Raw genomic sequence first — 18,852 nt, forward strand, 5'->3', positions numbered from 1 at the left:
GTGTGTGGGGCCGCGGTCCGATCGGTCTTGGCTATATTCGCGGCACGCCACGGCCCAATGCGCCACGGCAGGAGTCCGCCATGCCAACACCGCCCGCCATCACCATCGTCCAGCCCAATGTGGACGGCAGCCTGCCCATCCCCGTTGCTGCTCCAGCAGCAGAGCCGTCGGCCCAGGCGCTGCAGGAGCGCGCCGAGGCGCTGCAGGATCAGGTGGACGATTTGCAGGCCCTGCTGGCCAAGCCATTGAACGAAATTCTGGCCGACCGCGAAAAGGCGCTGGAAGCCGCCGCCGCGTGGGACGCTTTCGGCGCCATGTGGATGCTGTCGCAGCGCGCCATGCGCCGCGTGGCGCTGGACTTGGGCGGGCAGATCGGCGTGAGCGAGGCCGAGGTGGTGGCGCGCGCCATGCAGTACGCCAACGGGGTGCTCAACGGCGACGGGGTCGACCTGGGCGGCAGCATCGCGCCGGCGCAGCTGGCGCACATCGCCCGGCACCGGCCGTATCTGCGCAAGCAGTTTCGGCAGGGGTAGGGCGGCCTCGGAGACAAGCGCCTAGTGGCGTGAGTTGGAAGTTCGTTTCAGAAAGCTGCCGGGAATCGCCGCCATGCCGCGTTGCACACCCGCGCGATAGCTCCGGCCATCGCTGTGGTGTACGCCTTGCTTGACGACGATTTCGACACTTTTTCCTTATTCAACCTGCTTCCAACCCACCACACTAGCGCTTCAAACGGTACGGCTCCTCAAATTCCCGGAAGTCCTGCTCCGCCTTCGCCGCAGCAATCCATTCCTGCATCGCAGGCAAAGCTTCTACGCGCTGGATATACGCCGCAATGTGCGCCGGCACCGGCAGGCCATAGCGTGAGAGGCGCATGCAAACTGGCGCGTAAAACGCATCGACGATGGTGAACTTGCCCATCAGCATGGGTCCGCCGTGCCTTTCCAGCAGTTCGGACCACAGCTGCACCAGCCGCGCCACGTCGGCGCGCACGGCGGGGCGGTCGCGCCAGAGCAGGGCGCCGGCCTGGGCCAGGTCGGCCTCAATGTTCATCGGGCAGGCGCCGCGCAGCGCTGCAAAGCCTGAATGCATTTCCGCGCAGGCGCTGCGGGCGACCGCGCGGGCTTTTGCCTCCTGCGGCCAGAGGTACTTGTCGGGGTACTGCTCGGCCAGGTATTCGGCAATCGCCAGGGTGTCCCACACGGTCAGATCGCCGTCGACCAGCACCGGCACCTTGCCGGTCGGGGAGACGCCGGCAAGCGTCGCCTTGAACTGCGAGTCAGGATCGAAGCTGTCAAAGCGCGCTACCACTTCCTCGAAAGGAATGCCCGCCTGGCGCATCAGCACCCAGGGGCGCAGGGACCAGGAGGAGTAGTTCTTGTTGCCGATGTAGAGCTTGGGCATGGTTTACCTTGGTGGGCAGAAAGTCGCCGACCATTGTGCGGCAATGCGTTTTTCCATGCTGTGATGTCGGACCTTAGACCTCGGACGGCGCACGCAGGGTTGGCCTGCACCAGTGCACCCGTGGAACCGGCCTTGCCGGGCCACTGGGTGCGTCCCCCTTGGGGGAAGATGCGAAGCGTCTCAGGGGGTCAATCGAGTTTTGGCGTGGCGCGCTCGATGATGGCAGCCACATCCACCCCGCGCGGCAGGGCGCCGTAGTTGAAGCTGCCTTCAGGCGCCAGGCGCGAGGCGCAGAACGCATCGGCCACGAAGGCCGGGGCGCTGCGCACCAGGAGCGACGCCTGCAGCGCCAGGGCCATGCGCTCGACGATGTGGCGGGCGCGGTATGGCAAGTCGGCGGTGTCGGCAAATTCCTTGCCCAGATCGCGCACATGCTCGTCCAGCAAGCGGTTCTGGCCCTGGGTGTGGCGCAGTTCGGTAAAGAGCGCGTCCACCACCTCGGGGGTCTTGTCCATGGCGCGCAGCACGTCGAGGCACTGGATGTTGCCGCTGCCCTCCCAGATGGCGTTGACCGGTGCCTCGCGGTACAGGCGCGGGAACATGCTGTCTTCCATCACGCCGCTGCCGCCTATGCATTCCATGGCCTCGTAGGCATGGCCGGGCGTGCGCTTGCAGATCCAGTACTTGCCCACGGCGGTCACCAGGCGCACCAGCAGGTCTTCGTGGCGGTCCTCGCGGTGGTCGAGCGCGCGCGCCACGCGCATCGAGAGTGTCATGGCGGCCTCGCTCTCCAGCGCCAGGTCGGCCAGCACGTTCTGCATCAGCGGCTGCTCGTTCAGGCGGGCGCCAAAGGCACTGCGGTGCGCGCAGTGGTGCAGCGCCTGCGATAACGCCATGCGCATGCCGGCGCTCGAACCCACCATGCAGTCGAAGCGCGTCATGGCGACCATCTCGATGATGTTGCGCACGCCGCGCCCTTCTTCGCCGACCATCCAGGCCAGCGCGCCGCGCAGCTCGGTTTCGCTCGATGCGTTGGAGGCGTTGCCCATCTTCTTCTTCAGGCGCAGCACCTGCATGGGGTTCTTTGTGCCGTCCGGGCGCCAGCGCGGCAGCAGGAAGCACGACAGGCCCTTGTCGGTGTGTGCCAGCACCAGGAAGGCGTCGCACATCGGTGCCGATACGAAATACTTGTGGCCCACCAGCTCATACGCCTGGCCGGGGCCGCCCTGGCCCACGGGGTAGGCGCGCGTGCTGTTGGCCTGCACGTCCGAGCCGCCCTGCTTCTCGGTCATGGCCATGCCAATGGTCACGCCCTGCTTTTGCTCCACCGGCACATTGCGCGGGTCGTACACGCGGGCAGTGATCTTGGGCTCCCAGAGCGCGGCCAGGTCGGGCTGCAGGCGCAGCGCGGGAATGGCGGCAAAGGTCATGGTGACGGGGCAGCCGTGGCCTGCCTCGACCTGCGTGTGCAGGTAGTTGCCGGCAGCGCGCGCCACATGGGCGCCGTCTTTCGGGTCGGTCCAGGGGGAGGAGTGCAGTCCGTGCTGTATGGCTGTTCCCATGAACTGGTGGTAGGCGGGGTGGAACTTCACCAGATCGATGCGGTTGCCAAAGCGGTCGTGCGTCTCGAGCTCGGGCTGGAATTTGTTCGCCAGATTGCCCTGCTCCAGGTAGTCGGCCGAGCCGGTGAGCTGACCGAACTGGTGCAGCTCGGCGTCAGCCCAACTTGCGCCCTCGCGCTGCACGGCTTCGCGCAGCGCGGTGTCCTGGGCGTACATGTTGTAGTTGGCGAGCTCGCAGGAGACGTTCTCGACCACATGGGTGTTGGCCAGGTAGCGGGTGTTCAGGGTGGTGTCGTCGATGGCTTTCATGGGAAGGTCTCCTTTGAGGCTGCAACAGGGCGGGAAATCAGGCGACGCGCAGGCGCACCTTGCGGCTGACGGCGTCCGGGGCGGGCAGGGTGTCGTAAAAGCGGTTCCAGATGGCGCGGCCGGCCGCGTCGAAGGCGTGCACGCTGTCGATGAAGGCCTGGCGCAGGGCGCCGTCCACCATGGGCTCTGGCAGCAGCGGGTCGTACACCAGCTGGCGGATGGCCGCGCCGCCCAGAAAGAAGGCTTCGCGTGCGGCCTGGTCAATGGGCAGGCGCGCTGCACTGGCCAGCCAGTTCTCCAGGCGCTGCCGCGTGGCGCGATAGCCTTGGTTGAGCGTGGCGCCATCCCACAGACTGTCGATGGTGGTTTCGGTGGCTGCGTCAAACGAGTTGCAACTGCACACCACGGCCGATGCTTCCAGTCCCAGGATGTGCAAACGCTGGCGGATGGCGGCAATGTCCGCCTCGATGTTGTCGGGTCGCAAATAGAAGTCGCGCTGCAATTCGGCAAAGCCCAGCAGATGCAGGGCGCGCTCGCGCTGTCGGCTGGCGCTGCGGTCGCTGCGTGCAAGCAACCCGCAGTGCACGGCCACGTACTGGCCAGTCCAAGGGCGCAGCCGCTGCGCCGCCTGGCGCCAGTTGGCTACGTCCTGCGCCAGCCCCTGTGCGGCTGGACCCAGGCGGTAGGTGCCGCGCTCGGTGGCCAGCACCATGTCCTGCGCGACCAGACGCGCCAGCGTGACGCGAACGTGGTTTTCGCTGATGCCAAACACCGCGCCCGCAGCCACGGCGTGGCTGACCGGCAGCGGGTTGTCGCTGCTGGCCAGCAGCAACTCAAGCAGCAGGTGCTTGGGCTGAGCCTTGGAGTTGACTTGATGGGGCATGGCGCCCTCATATTACACAAAATATATTTTTTAGGAAATATGTGTAATAAAACAGTGTGCGCGGATGCTTCGCTTTCTGCGCAACCATGCTTCGGGAATATTTTTCGCTTCGTCGGGCGTGGGTGCGACGGGGCTGTCAGCAGACACGGCATACGAGCCACCATGGCATGCAAATGTCGTTTGCACTCCGGGCGCTGGTATCCAACCCCTTTCCGCATCGCGCAGCGAGGCGAGAGAAGGGGGAAGGGGGTAGGCGCGCAGCGCCTCAGCGAGAGGTAACTCTCACACAGGCCAGACCACGCCGTTGTCGTTCAAGATGCCGTCCAGCGGCAGGTCGTGCGGCTCGGGTGCGAAATCGTCCAGAAAGCCCTGCGTGTAGCCCAGGCCTACGGTGACGGGCCTGGGCTGCAGTGTGGCCAGGGTGCGGTCGTAAAAACCGCCACCGTAACCCAGGCGATAGCCTCCGGCTGCGTAGCCCACGCAGGGCACAAAGAGCAGCGTGGGCACGATGACTTCCGTGTCCTTGGGCTTGGGGATGCCGTAGGCGTCTTCTTCCATTTCGCATCCGGGGTACCAGGCGTGGAAGGTGAGGGTCTTGTGTTGCTTGTTCACCACCGGCAGGCCAATGCGGCGCGGCTGGGGTTCGTCCAGCAGTTCGCCGTCTTCCTTCCAGCGGTGCAGCGCCGGCAGAGGGTCAAACTCGCCTTTGATGGGCCAGTAGGCGCCAATGACGGTGTCGGGACGGTCGACCAGCCAGATGCGCATCACGCGCTGCAGCAGGTCGGCGCGTTCGAGCCGGTCGGGCATATTCAGGCGCTGTTCTACCAGTGCGCGGCGCAAGGCTGCTTTGTCCATCACATAATTCCCCCCATGCATTGGATGAAGATTCTGACACCCTTGGCCCTTTCACTTTCCCTCATGGGCATGGGGGGCAGCGCGCAGGCGCTGGCGGTGGGTGCGGCGCCCACTGCGGCAGACCAGGTGCTGATCGACATGCAGCAGGCGTTTCGCAAGAAGGACCGCGTGCGTTTGGCGCAGCTGCTGCCCCAGGCGCGCGGTCACGCCCTGGAGCCCTGGGCCGCGTACTGGGAGCTGCGCGCACGCCTGGAAGACGCGCAGGCCAGCGAGGTCGAAGCCTTTTTGCAGCGCTGGGCCGGCACCTACCAGGAGGATCGCCTGCGCAACGACCGGCTGCTGCTGCTGGGCCAGCGGCGCGAATGGGCACGCTTTAGCGCCCTGCACCCGCAGTTCCGCATGGGCGACGACCGCGAAGTGCGCTGCTATGCCATCACCATTGCGCAGATCGAGGGCCACCCCGCGCCGGATGCCGCTGCCGTGCTGCGGGAGAACTGGTTTGCCCAGCGCGATGCCGACGATGGCTGCACGCACGCGGCGGGCGAGCTGTTTTCAGCGAAGCTGTTGCCTGCCATCGACGTGTGGCGCAAGGCGCGCCTGTCGATCGAGGCCAACCGCGTGCGAGCTGCGCGGGATGCGGTCGCCATCGTGGCAACGGATTTGCTGCCACAGGTCACGCAGCTCAACGATGCGCCCACCAAGTTCCTGCGAGCGCGCGCCACGGCGCCGGGCCGTGAGCGCAAGGAAATCATGGTGCTGGCGCTGATCAAGCTGGCCACCAGCGACCCCGACAACGCGGCACAGATGCTGGATTCGAAATGGGGCGTGCACTTCAATGCCGAGGAGCGCAACTGGACCTGGGGCGTGATCGGCAAGCAGGCCGCGCTGCGCCTCTCGCCGACCGCAAGCGACTACTTTGCCAAGATCAGCCGCGACGCCGACCTGAACGACGAGCTGCTCGCCTGGAAAGTGCGTGCCGCCTTGCGCGCTGGTCAGTGGGACATGGTGCGCAAGGCGATCAACGCCATGTCACCCGAGGCGCAAAAGGACAGCGCCTGGGCCTACTGGAAAGCGCGTGCCTTGCTGCAAGGCCGGGTCAGCGATGCCGAACGCACCGAGGCCACCGCCCTGCTGCGCAGCATAGCCGGCCCCGGTGGCTTTTACGAGCAGCTGGCGCTGGAAGACCTGGGCGAGCGAATCAGCGTGCCACCCGCTCCCGCGCCGCTGACGGCCGAAGAAAAAGCGGCAGCGCGCGCCAACCCGGCGCTCAACCGCGGGCTTTACGCCATCCTGATCGGGCTGCGGCGCGAGGGCGTGCGCGAATGGAACTACGCCACCAACCTGCACGAACGTGGGGGTATGGGCGAACGCGAACTGCTGGCCGCTGCCGATTTCGCCTGCCAGTACGAGGTCTGGGACCGCTGCATCAACACCAGCGAGCGCACCGATACAGTGGCCGATTATTCGCAGCGCTACCCCATGCCGTTCGAGGGCGCCGTGGTGGCGCACAGCCGCCAGGTGGGGCTGGACCCGGCCTACGTGTATGGCCTGATCCGCCAGGAGAGCCGCTTCATCATGGACGCGCGCTCAGGCGTGGGTGCCTCCGGCCTGATGCAGGTGATGCCGGCCACGGCGCGCTGGACGGCGAAAAAAATTGGCCTGACCGGCTTCAGCACCGACCAGCTCAATGACCGCGACACCAACATCACCATTGGCACCGCTTATCTGAAGCTGGCCTTGGACGACTTCGCCGGCTCCATGCCGCTGGCCGCTGCCGCCTACAACGCCGGCCCCGGCCGGCCGCGCAACTGGCGCAATGGCCCGGTGCTGGACGCCGCCATCTGGGCCGAAAACGTGCCCTTCACCGAAACCCGTGACTACGTCAAAAAGGTGCTCGCCAACACCACCAATTACGCCGCCCTGCTCACCGGCAAGCCCCAGTCGCTGCGCGAGCGCCTGGGCAAGATCGGTCCGCGCGATGCGGCGGTGCCCGAGGTGAACAAAGATTTGCCTTGAAGTTTTGGTATTTTTGGCCTCTAGCGCCCATTTCGTAAGCGTTGATAGCTATTATTATTGTAGCTATCCCCATGATTGAACAGGCTCTAAGATCGCGACCATGCTCACCGTCCACCACCTTGAAACCTCGCGTTCGCAGCGCATCCTCTGGCTGCTGGAAGAACTCGGCGTGCCCTACGAGCTGAAGGTCTATGCACGCGACCCGCGCACTCGGCTGGCACCGGCGGCGCTGCGCAAGGTGCATCCGCTGGGCAAGTCCCCAGTGATTACAGAAGACGGCGAGACGATTGCCGAATCGGGCGCCATCATCGAATACTTGGTGGAAACCCACGGCGCCCATGCCACCGGCGATCTGGCGCATTTGCAGCCCCGGCCCGGCAGCCCCGAGCACCGGCGCTGCCGCTTCTGGATGCATTACGCCGAGGGCTCGCTGATGAACTGGCTGGTGATGAAGCTGGTGTTCACCAGCATTCCGCGCCAGCCCATGCCCTTTTTTGCCAAGCCCATTGCCCGCGCGTTGTGCGCCAAGGTGCAGCAGCAGCTGGTGGATCCCAATGTCGAAGCCGCAATGGACTTTATGGAAGACCACCTGGGCCGCCACCGCTGGTTCGCCGGCGAGCATCTGAGCATGGCCGATTTTCAGATGAGCTTTGCCGTCGAGGCGGCGCTCTCGCGCGCTGCCAAGTCCAAAGATTGCCCCAAGCTGCAGGCCTATTGCGCGCGCATGCAGGCGCGGCCGGCGTACCAATTGGCCATTGCCAAGGGCGGACCAGTGGTCATGGCCGCCTGACGGCGAATAGACGACTCAGGTCTTGGCGCAGGCGACGATGCGGCAGGACTTGCCGCTGCGCCCGCGCGGCGTGGACTGCCCCAGCTTTCCATGCACCTGGATGGCGCCCACACCCATGGCGATGGCAAAGGCCTGTAACTCAGCGCAGCAGCGCGCCAGCGCCTGGTGGCCCTCGTCGCCTTCCTGGGGCAGGTGCAGTTCCAGGGTGCAGGCATCGATCTGGCGCAGGGTGAAGTCGAACACCCCGGCGTTGTCCTCCAGCACGGTGGACAGGGCCAGCGGCAACAGTGTCGCGCGCCGGCCACCCTGCCCACACATGACCAGCGGCTCGTCGTGGCGCCCCTGCACCTGCAGCACGGGCAACGGGGAGCCGCAACGGCAGCGCTCGGCGAGCAGGCTGACCTGGTCGCCCAGGTCGTAGCGCACCAGCGGCTGCACGTGGTTGGCCAGGTTGGTCAGCAGCACGCTGCTCGACGGCTGGCCGGCGGGCACCGGGCGCAAGTGCTCGTCCACCGGCTCCAGAATCACCCAGTCGGCGTTGACATGCATCTGGCCGTGGGCGCACTCCCAGCCGATGGCCAGGAACTCGGAGGCACCGTAGCTGTTGCGCACCGCAGCACCGAGTTGCCGCGCAATGTGGGCCCGCATTGCGGGTGCCAGATATTCGCCACCGGTCCAGATTTCGCGCGGCCGGATGTGCAGCGCGCCGCGCGCGGCTTCGTCGGCCAGCAGGGCAGCCGCCGTGGGATAGGTAGCAATGGCCGTGGGCGCAAAGGCATTGAGCGCCTGTACCAGTGCACCCAGAGGCTGGAGCAGTGAAAAGCTGCGCGTGCTGTGGGCCAGCCACGGGTTGATGGCGCACAGCCGCCGCACCGACACGGTGCTGGCAAAGTGCCCGTCGATGGCGCCGATGAAGGCCGTGCGCTCGCCCAGGCCCAGCGGGTCCCACATGCTCGATATCAGGGGTTTGGGTGGTGGACTGCGGCGCAGGGCTTCGAGCGCGTCGTACACCGCCATGGCCTGGGCATCCTGTACAAAAATGCCTGGCTGGCCGCTGGTGCCCGAGCTTTCCCACACCATGTAGCGGTCCAGCCAGGGTTCTGCGATCCGGGCCGGGTCGGCGGTGAAGGCGCGCAGCGCATCGAATTGGAGCTGCGGGTCGGTCACCCAGTCGTCAAAGTGCGCCATCAGCTGCGACCGCGTCACCACAGGCAGTTGTTCGAGTGCGGTGCCCGGCGTGGTGCCGGCCGGCCACAGCGAGCGGTACAGACGGGAGCCGCGCAGGGTGAAGTTCAGCAGCGCAGCCAGCCGGGTCTGCTGGCGCTGCGCAATGCCCTGCGGCGTTCCGCGCTGGGCGGCAGACACATCCAGCGACACGGCGGACAGGCGCAGCGCGTCGAATACGGCGCTCATGCTGCTGCCGCTGCGCCCGGCGCAGTCAGGACCGCTGAAACCGTCCGGGGCAACGCATTCGATAACGCATTCACGCGGGCCATGGGCCGTTCTCCTGCGGGTAGCAACAGCGTCCATCATAGGACGGGCTGTCCGGCTGTTCTGGGCCATCCGCACCAGAACGCGCGCCGCTGCAGCAGGCTCAGGCGTTGTGCAGCTGCGTGCCCTGGCGTGTGGCAGCGCCTGAGCGCACCAGGGCGTCCACCAGGCCCTGCAACCACGCTGCCTGCGGTTGGTCGGCAAAGTAGCGCGCGTGCAGCAGCACGAAATACGGCGTGGCCGCAGCCCAGGCCTGCAGGTCGGCCACGGCAATCTGCTGCCACTCGAGCAACTTGTATTTCACCAGCACCTTGGCGGCGTACTGCGCATGTCTGAGCGGCTCGCGCACGAAGCCCTCCAGCCGCTTGCGCGCCACGGCGAGCGCGTGCGCAACGTCGGTGAACACCGGGCCGTGGCCTGGAATCACCATCTTCGGGTCCAGGTGCTCGATCACATCCAGAGTGGCGCCCACCGTGTCAAACGCCGCAATGCCTTCGAGCTCCGGGAAGACCACGCCAAAGCCGTTCTCCCAGAGCGCATCGGCCGAAATCAGGAGGCGCGCCTGCGGCTCGAACAGCACGATGGAATGCGGGTCGTGCCCTGGCGCAGCGTGCACCTGCCAGGGCTTTGCGCCCAGCCGCACCTCGCGGCCAGGCGCCAGCAGACCGTCGCAGCGAAACGGCGGGCATTCCTGGCCGGTGGGCGTGTAGCTGAGCGCGTACGCGTCCCAGTGGCGCACATGCTCCGCCTGGCCGGGGGGGATGAAGGTCTGCGCCTCGGGCCAGGCTTGCTGCAGGGCCGCGTTGCCGCCGCAGTGGTCGCTGTGCAGATGCGTATTGAGGATACGGGTCAGCGGCGCGTCGCCCAGAGCCGAGCGCACCAAGGCCACCGTCTGCTGCGCGTGGCTGCAGTAGCCGGTGTCTACCAGCGCAGCGCCGTCGGGCCCCATGAACAAGATGTTGTTGGACGACAGCCAGCCGCGCTCGAATACGGTAATTTCAGGCGGTAACGCTGGTGTTGTATACGTCATAAGCTATAGAAAAATGAGCGAATCTATGGGCGCAGCCGAGAGAAGGGGGATGCGGCGCACGCCGCTCAGGGGGTTGTCCTTAACTCCCGCCGCAGCACCTTCCCCACGTTGGTCTTGGGCAGATCGTCACGGAATTCAATCCGGCTGGGGCGTTTGTAGCCAGTCAGATTGTCGTGGCAGAAGCGGGCGACCTGGTCTTCGGTCAGGCCGGGGTCGCTGCGTACCACGAACAGCTTGACCGCCTCGCCCTGGCGCTCGTCGGGAACGCCGATCGCCGCGCATTCGAGCACGCCGGGGCACAGCGAGACGACGTTCTCGATCTCATTGGGAAAGACGTTGAAGCCGCTGACCAGAATCATGTCCTTCTTGCGATCGATGATGCGCGTGTAGCCCTGGCTGTCCATGACGCCGATGTCGCCGGTGCGCATAAAGCCGTCCTGAGTGAAGGCGGCGGCGTTCTCTTCAGGTTTTTCGTAGTAGCCGGGCGTCACGTTCGGGCCGCGGATGCAGATTTCTCCGCTCTCGCCCAGCGGCAGGCTGTTGCCCGCGTCGTCCTTGATGGCGATGTCGATGCCGGGCAGTGGCAGGCCGATGCTGCCGGAAAACTCCTCGGTGTTCACCGGGTTGTTGGTACCGATGGCGCAGGTCTCGCTCATGCCCCAGCCCTCGACCATGGCGTGGCCGGTGACCTTCTGCCATTGGCGCGCCGTGCCTTCCGACGCCGCCATGCCGCCGGCCTGCGACACGCAGAGCTGCGAGAAATCCAGTGTGCGGAACTGCGGGTTGTGGAGCAGCGCGTTGAACAAGGTGTTCACCGCCGGCAGCATGTGGAAGGGGCGCTTCTTGAGCACCTCAACAAACTTGGGAATGTCGCGCGGGTTGGGAATCAGGGTCAGGTGCGAGCCCTGGCGGATCGCCAGCAGGCACAGCGTGAGCGCAAAGATGTGGTACAGCGGCAGCGCGGCAATACTGTTGGCCTTGGTGACATCGCCCATCTTGGCCAGAGCCGGGGTGAACCAGGCCTCGGCCTGCAGCGTGGCGGCGACGATGTTGCGGTGCGTCAGCACCGCGCCTTTGGACAGGCCCGTGGTGCCGCCGGTGTATTGCAGGAATGCGGTGTCGTCCAGCGTGGCGCTGCTGGCCGTGAGCGTGCGCCGCGCGCCATCGGACAGGGCCTGGCGGAAGCTCACCAGCGTGCGCCCAGCCGAGAGCGGCAGATCGTAGGCCGGCACCATCTTGGCCAGGTGGCGTACGGCGAAGGTGATCCAGCGGCCGTACCAGAAGCCCAGCAGGTCGCCCATGGAGGCCAACACCACGCGCTGTACGCCGGTGTGCTCAATGACTTCGGCCAGCGTGTGGGCAAAGTTCTCCAGGATGACGATGGCTGATGCGCCCGAATCCTTGAGCTGGTGCTCCAGTTCGCGTGCGGTGTACAGCGGGTTGACGTTGACGCAGGTGTAGCCGGCGCGCAGCACTGCCGCCATGGTGACGGCGAACTGCGGAATATTGGGCAGCATGATGGCCACGCGCGCGCCCGGCGCCAGGCCCTGGCTTTGCAGCCAGGCGCCCAGTGCGGCCGACTGGCGGTCGAGCTCGGCATAGCCCATCCATTGCTCCATGCAGACCGAGAAGGGGCGCTCGGCGTGATTGCGCAGGGCCTCTTCGATCATGTGGGCAGCCGAGCGGTATTGCTCGGGATGCACGTCGTGCGCAACGCCTGCGGGGTAGTTCTTGAGCCAGATTCTGTCCATGCGGTACTCGTGGGCCGTGGGGCGGTGGAAAAAGGCTTTGATTGTGGAAGGCCTGCCGGCGTGGGCCTACCGGGCTTGTCCCAGGGTGCGTGCCAGTTCCGTCTCGCAGGCGACAAGGGGAGCGTCAAACAGCAGGTCCATCAATTGGGTTTCGCGCGTCTTTACTGTCTCCAGGAAGCCCTCCACCGCGCCGCGCTTCCTTGCCAGCGCGCCAAAGGTGTCAAAGCCTGCCTCCAGAAAATGTTGCAGAGCACCCATGCCCGCAGCCTGGGCCGGTCGGCGCATGGTGCGCAAGAGGAGGCGCAGGCCCGGCGTGCGGGTAAAGCGCGTCAGGTCGTGGCCCAGTTCCATCACCCAGCTCAGCTGTTGGCGTCGGGCCTCGGGCTGGCCCACGGTTTGCCAGGCTGCGGCGTAGCGCTGGGCCTCGGGCGTGGTTTCGGGCTGCACCAGCCAGGCCTGGGCCATGGCGTGGTCCAGCTCCTCGGTCTTGGCGTGCAGCAGCGCCAGCGTCAGTGCAGTGTGGACCACCGGGCGGGGAAAAACGGTTTGCAGCGTGCCGGCAATGCGTGCGAACTGCGCGTCGCGCTCGCTGTAGTCGCCAGGGCTGTACAGCTCATCCAGGAAAAACTGCGTGGCGGGCCGCACCGTGGGGTCGCGCATCAGGTCGGCGTAGCTTCCCATGAAGCGGCGCGACTGAAACAGCTTGATGTTGCGCACGGCCGTGGCCAGCGCCAGGCTGGAGGTTTGCGCGGCGCGCAGTTCGGTGACGCGGGCGATGCTTTGGCGGATGTTCTCTGCGGCGTCCATAGCGGGGCTTGCACAATGGGAAGTCGTTTTTTCCATTACACCATCGCCATGATCGCCCGCATGCAAGCCACCTGGACCGTTCTTCTGCTGCTTGGCGCCGCCTGCTGGGTGGGCTATGCGGCGCAGCGTTCCTGGGCCCTGGCCGGCGGTGGCATTGCCGTGGGGGTGCTGGTGTACCTGGGCGTGATGGCACTGCAGTTCACGCTGATGCAGCGCGTGAATGCCGCAGACCCGGCGCCGCGCGCCCGGTTTGCGCAGGTGCTGCGCGCCTGGTGGGCCGAGTTGGGCGTGGCGCTGCACGTGTTCTGCTGGGATCAGCCCTTTCGCAGCCGCGCCGAGCCCGACTGGCTGCCCACAGCACCTACCGGCCAGCGCGGCGTGGTGCTGGTGCATGGATTTTTGTGCAACCGCGCGCTCTGGCGCACCTGGTTTGCGCCGCTGCGCGCTGCGGGCCACGCCTACGAGGCGGTCAACCTGGAACCGGTATTTGGCTCGATAGACGACTACGCGCCCACCATCGATGCGGCTGTGCAGCGCGTGCATGCGGCCACCGGCATGGCACCGGTGCTTATCTGCCACAGCATGGGAGGGCTGGCCGCGCGCGCCTGGCTGCGCGCCTGCGCCGGCGACGCTCGGGTGCAGCATGTGGTCACGCTGGGCACGCCGCACCGCGGCACCTGGGCCGGGCGATTTGCGCGCGCCGTCAACGCCCGGCAGATGGCGCTCGACGGTGATTGGGTGGGACAGCTCAGCGGCGCCGAGCCGGCAGGGCGTGCAGCACTGTTCACCTGTTGGTATTCCAACTGCGACAACATCGTTTTCCCCACCAGCACCGCGACCTTGCCCAAGGCCGACAACCGCCTGATTGCCGGAGTGGCTCATGTAGAGATGGCGCGCCGCCCCGAGGTGCTGCGGGGCTGCCTGGCCTTGCTGATGTCAGAAGCGGATTCTGCAGCGAAAATTTAAGCAAAACAGGGCTCTAGCGCTTATCTATAAACAGAAAGCAGCTATCAAAAAAGAAGTATTCGTCCGCTTGCTCAGTTGCCCGATGCGTTGGCGGCCAACTCCGGCAGACCACGCAGGCGCTCGTACACCGGCGCGAAATCAGCCGCCGTCATGTCGAACAGGTCCTGGAAGCTGTCGATGACGAAATACGTTTCCTGGAAGCTGTCGATCTTGTAGCGCGTGCGCATGGTGCGCTCGAGTTGCAGCGGCAGGCGCTGCGGATCGGGGCTTTGCACTGCATACGGCAATTCGCCCGACGAACTCAGAATGCCCGCCCCATAGGCACGCAGGCCGCCCGCTTCGCGGATCAGGCCGAACTCGATGGTGTACCAATACAGGCGTGAGAGCATCTCGCAGGCTCCCAGGTGATCGGCCTTGAGACCGCCCTGGCCGTAGCGCTGCACGTAGTCGGCAAATACCGGGTTGAACAGCAGTGGCACATGGCCGAACAGGTCGTGGAAGATGTCCGGCTCGACGATGTAATCGAACTCCTCGGGTGTGCGGATCCAGTCGGTCACCGGGAACTTGCGGTTCGCCAGCAGGGTGAAGAAAGGCACTTCGGGGATCAAGCCCGGCACGCCGACGATCTCCCAGCCGGTGGCGGGTTTCAGGCGCGTGTTGATGTCCTCAAAGCGCGGAATGCGGTCCTCTGCACCCAGCGACGGCAACGCGGCAATGAAGGCCTCGCTGGCCAGGCCTGGCAGCAAAGCCGACTGGCGCGCGTAGAGGCGCCGGTAGGTGTCGTGGTCCTGCTCGGTGTAGCGGGCGTAGTCCTGCGGGCAGGTGTAGTCGGCGCCAGCGCGGGCGTAGTCGCCGCGCGGTGGGCGCTCGCTGGTGCCATAGACAACGGGTTCGACGGCCATGGGGTCTCCTTTCTGGTTTTGCTTGGTGCAAGCACTATTTGCGGCATATGGCACTGGCGCAGCCCAAGCCAGTGCTCCCGCGCAAGGGCCGCCCCGCCGCGCTGGGAGCGTCCCCCTTCCCGAAATGGCGTAGCCATTCGAGAGAAGGGGGAAGGCGCCGCAGGCGACTCAGGGGGTTGTTGCCCCCGCTGGCGCCTTGAGCACGCCGCGGCGGATCTGGTCGAGTTCGATGCTTTCGAACAGCGCCTTGAAGTTGCCGTTGCCAAAGCCGTCGTCGCCTTTCCTCTGGATGAACTCGAAGAAGATCGGACCGAGCTGGTTTTCGCTGAAGATCTGCAGCAGCAGGGCATCCTTCTTGCCGTCGATCAGGATCTTGCGCTTGTGCAGCTCTTCGAGCGGCTCACCATGGCCGGGGATGCGCTTGTCCACCAGTTCGTAGTAGGTGTCAATGGTGTCAAGCAGGCGCACGCCGCTCGCGCGCAAGCGGTCCACGGTTTGGTACAGGTCGTCCGAGCCCATGGCGATGTGCTGGATGCCCTCGCCCTTGTACATGTCCAGGTATTCCTGGATCTGGCCGGGGTTCTCTTTGCCTTCCTCGTTGATCGGGATGCGGATCTTGCCGCAGGGGCTGGTCATGGCCTTGCTCTTGACGCCCGTCACCTGGCCTTCGATATCGAAGTACTTGATTTCCCGGAAGTTGAACAGGCGCTCGTAGAAGTCCGCCCACTCACCCATGCGCCCGCGGTGCACGTTGTGCGTGAGGTGGTCGATGTAGGTCAGGCCGTGGCCGAAGGGCTGCAGTGCCTCCTGTGCGCTGACGCCCGGAAGGGCTTCGAAATCGACGTCGAAGAAACCGATGTTGCCGATGTCGCCGGGCTGCGCGCCGCCCTTGCCGCGCCAGCGGTCGACAAAGTAAATCAGGCTGTCGCCAATTCCCTTGATGGCCGGGATGTTCAACTCGCCTGGGCCTGCCTTGCCAGCATAGCCCCAGGCACCGAGGGATACGGCGCGCTCGTAAGCGGCCTTGGCGTCGTGTACGCGGAACGCTATGGCGCAGACGCTGGGCCCGTGATGGCGCGCAAAACGCTGGGCAAAGCTGTCAGGCTCGGCGTTGATGAGGAAGTTGATCGTGCCCTGGCGGTAGAGAGTGACATTCTTGTGGCGGTGGCGTGCCACTGGCCGGAAGCCCATGGCTTCGAAGGCGTGGCCCATGGCGGTTGGGTCGGGCGCGGCGTATTCAATGAATTCAAAGCCGTCGGTGCCCATGGGGTTGTCCCAGGCGGCATGGGCGTCGGCGGACGCAAGAATCTCGGTGGGGTGCATGCTGTCTCCGTCTTGTGGAAGGTTCTTGGCGCTGGTTCGCGAAGCCAGGATGCGGCGCGGCCGCGCCGTTGCGAACGAACTCTTGCACTGTAGAGGGCATTTCCATCAATATTTAGGCGAATTGTTGCGATATTACGCAGGTTTATTCAATGGAGTTGCGATATGTCAACGCGCAGCACTGTGCAATATGTCCTGCGCCGTCGTGGCGCCAAGGCGTTGTTCAGCGGATCGAAGCAGCGCGCAGCGCCAGCGCTCCGTCGAGTCGCAATTGCTCCTGGGGTGTGAAGCTGCGATCGCGCAGCAGCGCCAGGGCTTGGGCGTCGGTCTGGCTCGCCTGCGCGCGAGCGTAGCCGTCCAGCCGCGCGTTCCAATCGCGGTCTTGTGCGTCCAGCTGGGCCAGGCGCTGGGCTGCGTCATTGCCGAAGCGCGCGCTGCGCTCTTCAAAGCGTGTTCGATCGTCGGTTCCGGCGGCGTTGAAAGCGGCGGTTTGTGCTCCCACATCCTGCTGCACCACGCTTTGCGCGCGCTCGGCGCGCTGCTGCGGGTCGAGCTCGGTTTCGGTACTCGCGAGTGCCACGCGGCGCTGCTGCGGGGTCAGATCGGGGTTGCGTTCGATCTCCAGGCGAGCCAAGGTGTAGCGATCCAGCGCCTGCTGGTCAGCAAACAGCGCGTCAAATTCAGTTTCGTCGAAATACTGGCGGCGCAGTGCATCGCGCGCCTGCAGCACATCGCGCAGGGCCCTCGGGTCGGTGGCGTCCTGGGGGGGCTGCAGCTCGCCCAGGGCGACGCGGTAGTCCACATAGCGTTCGGCCAGAGCCAGGGCGCGCGTGCGCAGGGCCTCACCGAAGCGCAGCCTGACCAACTCGGCCAGGCGGCGCTTGAGGGCTTGTGGGTCGGGCGCTTCACCGGCTTCCAGCAGCATCGCTTCGAGTTCATCGCGCAGCCCTGGGGCGAGCAAGGGGTCGGCGGCAGCCGAGTCCAGCGTCAGCGCGCCATGGAGCGCAGGCGGTTCACCGTTTTGATGCGCCGCACGCCCCACACCTGCTGAGCTATGGGCGGTGCTTTGTGCAGCCGAGTCTTCGCTTTCCTTCGGCATCAGCCGCCACGCGCCGACTGCGAGCACTGCAGCTGCGCAGATCAGTGTGATGGCGCGTCCATTCACAGCCCGGCGTTTTTCAGACGGTTGGCCTGCTCGCGGTACAGCGTGACCGGATCGGGCGAAAACCAGTCGCGCAGGCCCACCATCTGGTTGACCTCGTCCAGGTGGTTCTGCCGATAGTCGCCCAGATGGCGGCCCAGGCGTGCAGAACAAGCGGACACCAAGCCGTCGTTGGCTTCGCCAAACACCAGGCTGGTGGCAAACAAGGCGGCATCGCTCGGGTCGAACACGTTGGTCAGCGTGTTCTTGCCGGTCCAGGAGTAATAGCGCACGCCTGCCACCGATTCGGCGCCGTTGCCGCAGCCACTGCTGGGAACGCCTGCGCCAAAGCGCTGATTGAAGCGCGCCGAGCCGGCAGTGGTCAGCGAATCAAGTGCAGCGATGGGCATCTGTGGCAGGCCGCTGCCGCCCGAAGCCAGGTTGATCAGCGTGACCAACGCGCTGGCAGCGCCGTTGGCGACCACCTCACTGACACTGCCGGCCGGGGCCACGCCGCGCAGCACATCGGCCACGCGTGAACCGCGGTTGACGCCGCCCACCGAGGTGACCGAAGCGACAAGCTGAGGCGCCACACCGGCCACATAGCGGGCCGTCGGGCCGCCATGCGAGTGGCCGATCAGATTGACCTTGGCCGCACCCGTGATCGCCAGAATATTGCGCACCTGCGCGAGCAGTTGTTCCCCGCGCACTTCGGTGCTGTTGGCAGCGGACACCTGGGCCACGTAGACCTTGGCGCCACTCTGGCGCAGATTGCCGGGAATACCGTAGAAATAGTCGAGACCAAAAACCGAATCAAATCCGAAAAGCCCGTGCACCAGGACGATGGGATAGCGCGTCTGGGCGTAGTTGCTGGCGGCAGTGGCGGGAAGCGCTGCGGCAAACAGCAGAGCCAAAGCAAATATCCAGCGCCTGCGCAACTGGCGGAAAAAAGCGGTCATGGGGGTCTCCTGGGTTTTATAGACAAAAAAGAACGCTCGTTCGTTTTTGTGAATAGAATTATTTATGCGATGGCAAATGCTGCGTATTCGGAGATACCCGCGTTGCTCCAGGTTGAGCAGAAAAAGCGCGAATCGATAGAATCCTGCACGATGCAAACAAAAGACGCACTCGACAAGCTGGATCGTTCCATCCTGCGCTGTCTGCAAGCCAATGGCCGCGAAACCTACGACGTGATTGGCGAGCAGGTGGGGCTCTCCCCCAGTGCGGTCTTGCGCCGCGTCAAGCGCCTGGAGGAAGCGGGGGTCATTGACCGCTACGTGGCCCTGGTCAAGCCCGAGTCTGTGGGTCTTGGGCTTACCGCCTACCTCAACGTGCGTCTGGAGAAGGCTACCGAGAGCCACAAGCGCAATCCAATGGACGTGTTTCGCGCGGCGGTTCAGACCTGGCCGGAAGTGGTGGAGTGCGCTTCGCTGACCGGAGAGATGGATTACCTGCTGCGCGTCGTGGTCGCCGACATGGCGCATTACAGCCGCTTCATCATGGAGACGCTGCTCAAGCACCCCAGCGTTCAGGACTGCAAGACGAGCTTTGTGCTCGACCACGTCAAAGCCACGACCGCCGTCCCTGTCTGATCGATTTTCGCGCTTTTGTCTTACACGGAGATTAAT

General features: G+C 65.4%; 17 protein-coding genes. 5 read left to right on the top strand and 12 right to left on the bottom strand.

The window, feature by feature from the left end; all coding sequences use genetic code 11:
• Positions 1 to 80 precede the first annotated feature (80 nt).
• On the top strand, positions 81 to 533 hold the full coding sequence (locus tag C6571_RS09790; RefSeq protein ID WP_106448158.1) for a hypothetical protein: 453 nt from the start codon (positions 81 to 83) through the stop codon (positions 531 to 533).
• 184 nt (positions 534 to 717) lie between these two features.
• Here C6571_RS09790 and C6571_RS09795 read toward each other — a convergent pair whose 3' ends face one another.
• The 4 genes from C6571_RS09795 to C6571_RS09815 all read right to left on the bottom strand — a co-directional run bounded on the left by C6571_RS09795 (position 718) and on the right by C6571_RS09815 (position 5,010).
• On the bottom strand, positions 718 to 1,401 hold the full coding sequence (locus C6571_RS09795; protein ID WP_106446519.1) for a glutathione S-transferase family protein: 684 nt from the start codon (positions 1,399 to 1,401) through the stop codon (positions 718 to 720).
• A 188-nt stretch (positions 1,402 to 1,589) separates the two neighbouring features.
• Positions 1,590 to 3,272, bottom strand: coding sequence for an isovaleryl-CoA dehydrogenase (locus C6571_RS09805; RefSeq protein ID WP_106446520.1), 1,683 nt, complete (start codon positions 3,270 to 3,272; stop codon positions 1,590 to 1,592).
• Positions 3,273 to 3,309: 37 nt separating this feature from the next.
• Positions 3,310 to 4,155 (bottom strand): PaaX family transcriptional regulator C-terminal domain-containing protein, encoded by an 846-nt coding sequence (locus C6571_RS09810; RefSeq protein ID WP_106446521.1) that lies wholly within the window; start codon positions 4,153 to 4,155, stop codon positions 3,310 to 3,312.
• Between the two features lie 282 nt (positions 4,156 to 4,437).
• Positions 4,438 to 5,010: a 5-formyltetrahydrofolate cyclo-ligase gene (locus C6571_RS09815; protein WP_106446522.1), complete on the bottom strand. Its 573-nt coding sequence runs from the start codon at positions 5,008 to 5,010 to the stop codon at positions 4,438 to 4,440.
• 15 nt (positions 5,011 to 5,025) lie between these two features.
• Here C6571_RS09815 and C6571_RS09820 point away from each other — a divergent pair, with 15 nt between their 5' ends.
• A complete protein-coding gene (locus tag C6571_RS09820; RefSeq protein ID WP_106446523.1) occupies positions 5,026 to 7,026 on the top strand; it encodes a lytic transglycosylase domain-containing protein in 2,001 nt (666 codons plus the stop codon).
• Between the two features lie 100 nt (positions 7,027 to 7,126).
• Positions 7,127 to 7,816, top strand: a complete 690-nt coding sequence (locus C6571_RS09825) for a glutathione S-transferase family protein (protein WP_106446524.1) — start codon at positions 7,127 to 7,129, stop codon at positions 7,814 to 7,816.
• Between the two features lie 15 nt (positions 7,817 to 7,831).
• On the opposite strand, the gene C6571_RS09830 is transcribed toward C6571_RS09825, so the two are convergent.
• The 4 genes from C6571_RS09830 to C6571_RS09845 all read right to left on the bottom strand — a co-directional run bounded on the left by C6571_RS09830 (position 7,832) and on the right by C6571_RS09845 (position 12,895).
• Positions 7,832 to 9,229 (bottom strand): phenylacetate--CoA ligase family protein, encoded by a 1,398-nt coding sequence (locus C6571_RS09830; protein WP_106446525.1) that lies wholly within the window; start codon positions 9,227 to 9,229, stop codon positions 7,832 to 7,834.
• Positions 9,230 to 9,410: 181 nt separating this feature from the next.
• Complete coding sequence (locus C6571_RS09835) at positions 9,411 to 10,337, bottom strand: MBL fold metallo-hydrolase (protein WP_106446526.1); 927 nt, start codon at positions 10,335 to 10,337, stop codon at positions 9,411 to 9,413.
• A 65-nt stretch (positions 10,338 to 10,402) separates the two neighbouring features.
• A complete protein-coding gene (locus C6571_RS09840; protein ID WP_106446527.1) occupies positions 10,403 to 12,088 on the bottom strand; it encodes an AMP-binding protein in 1,686 nt (561 codons plus the stop codon).
• Positions 12,089 to 12,154: 66 nt separating this feature from the next.
• Complete coding sequence (locus tag C6571_RS09845) at positions 12,155 to 12,895, bottom strand: FFLEELY motif protein (protein WP_106446528.1); 741 nt, start codon at positions 12,893 to 12,895, stop codon at positions 12,155 to 12,157.
• 48 nt (positions 12,896 to 12,943) lie between these two features.
• Between C6571_RS09845 and C6571_RS09850 the strand changes: the two genes are divergently transcribed.
• Positions 12,944 to 13,861 (top strand): esterase/lipase family protein, encoded by a 918-nt coding sequence (locus C6571_RS09850; RefSeq protein WP_106446529.1) that lies wholly within the window; start codon positions 12,944 to 12,946, stop codon positions 13,859 to 13,861.
• A gap of 71 nt (positions 13,862 to 13,932) precedes the next feature.
• Here the strand turns inward: C6571_RS09850 and phhA are convergent, their stop codons facing one another.
• The 4 genes from phhA to C6571_RS09870 all read right to left on the bottom strand — a co-directional run bounded on the left by phhA (position 13,933) and on the right by C6571_RS09870 (position 18,183).
• Positions 13,933 to 14,763: a phenylalanine 4-monooxygenase gene (phhA, locus tag C6571_RS09855; RefSeq protein WP_106446530.1), complete on the bottom strand. Its 831-nt coding sequence runs from the start codon at positions 14,761 to 14,763 to the stop codon at positions 13,933 to 13,935.
• A 168-nt stretch (positions 14,764 to 14,931) separates the two neighbouring features.
• Positions 14,932 to 16,086: a 4-hydroxyphenylpyruvate dioxygenase gene (gene hppD, locus C6571_RS09860; RefSeq protein WP_106446531.1), complete on the bottom strand. Its 1,155-nt coding sequence runs from the start codon at positions 16,084 to 16,086 to the stop codon at positions 14,932 to 14,934.
• Between the two features lie 220 nt (positions 16,087 to 16,306).
• Entirely contained in the window at positions 16,307 to 17,182 is an 876-nt protein-coding gene (locus C6571_RS09865; protein ID WP_106448159.1) for a lipase secretion chaperone, read from the bottom strand.
• Between the two features lie 62 nt (positions 17,183 to 17,244).
• Positions 17,245 to 18,183 carry a lipase family alpha/beta hydrolase gene (locus C6571_RS09870; protein WP_106446532.1) on the bottom strand — a complete coding sequence of 313 codons (939 nt, stop codon included), beginning with the start codon at positions 18,181 to 18,183 and terminating at the stop codon, positions 17,245 to 17,247.
• A 150-nt stretch (positions 18,184 to 18,333) separates the two neighbouring features.
• Between C6571_RS09870 and C6571_RS09875 the strand changes: the two genes are divergently transcribed.
• A complete protein-coding gene (locus C6571_RS09875) occupies positions 18,334 to 18,816 on the top strand; it encodes an Lrp/AsnC family transcriptional regulator (protein WP_106448160.1) in 483 nt (160 codons plus the stop codon).
• Positions 18,817 to 18,852 lie beyond the last annotated feature (36 nt).

The organism is Simplicispira suum, assembly GCF_003008595.1.
GTDB lineage: Bacteria > Pseudomonadota > Gammaproteobacteria > Burkholderiales > Burkholderiaceae_C > Simplicispira > Simplicispira suum.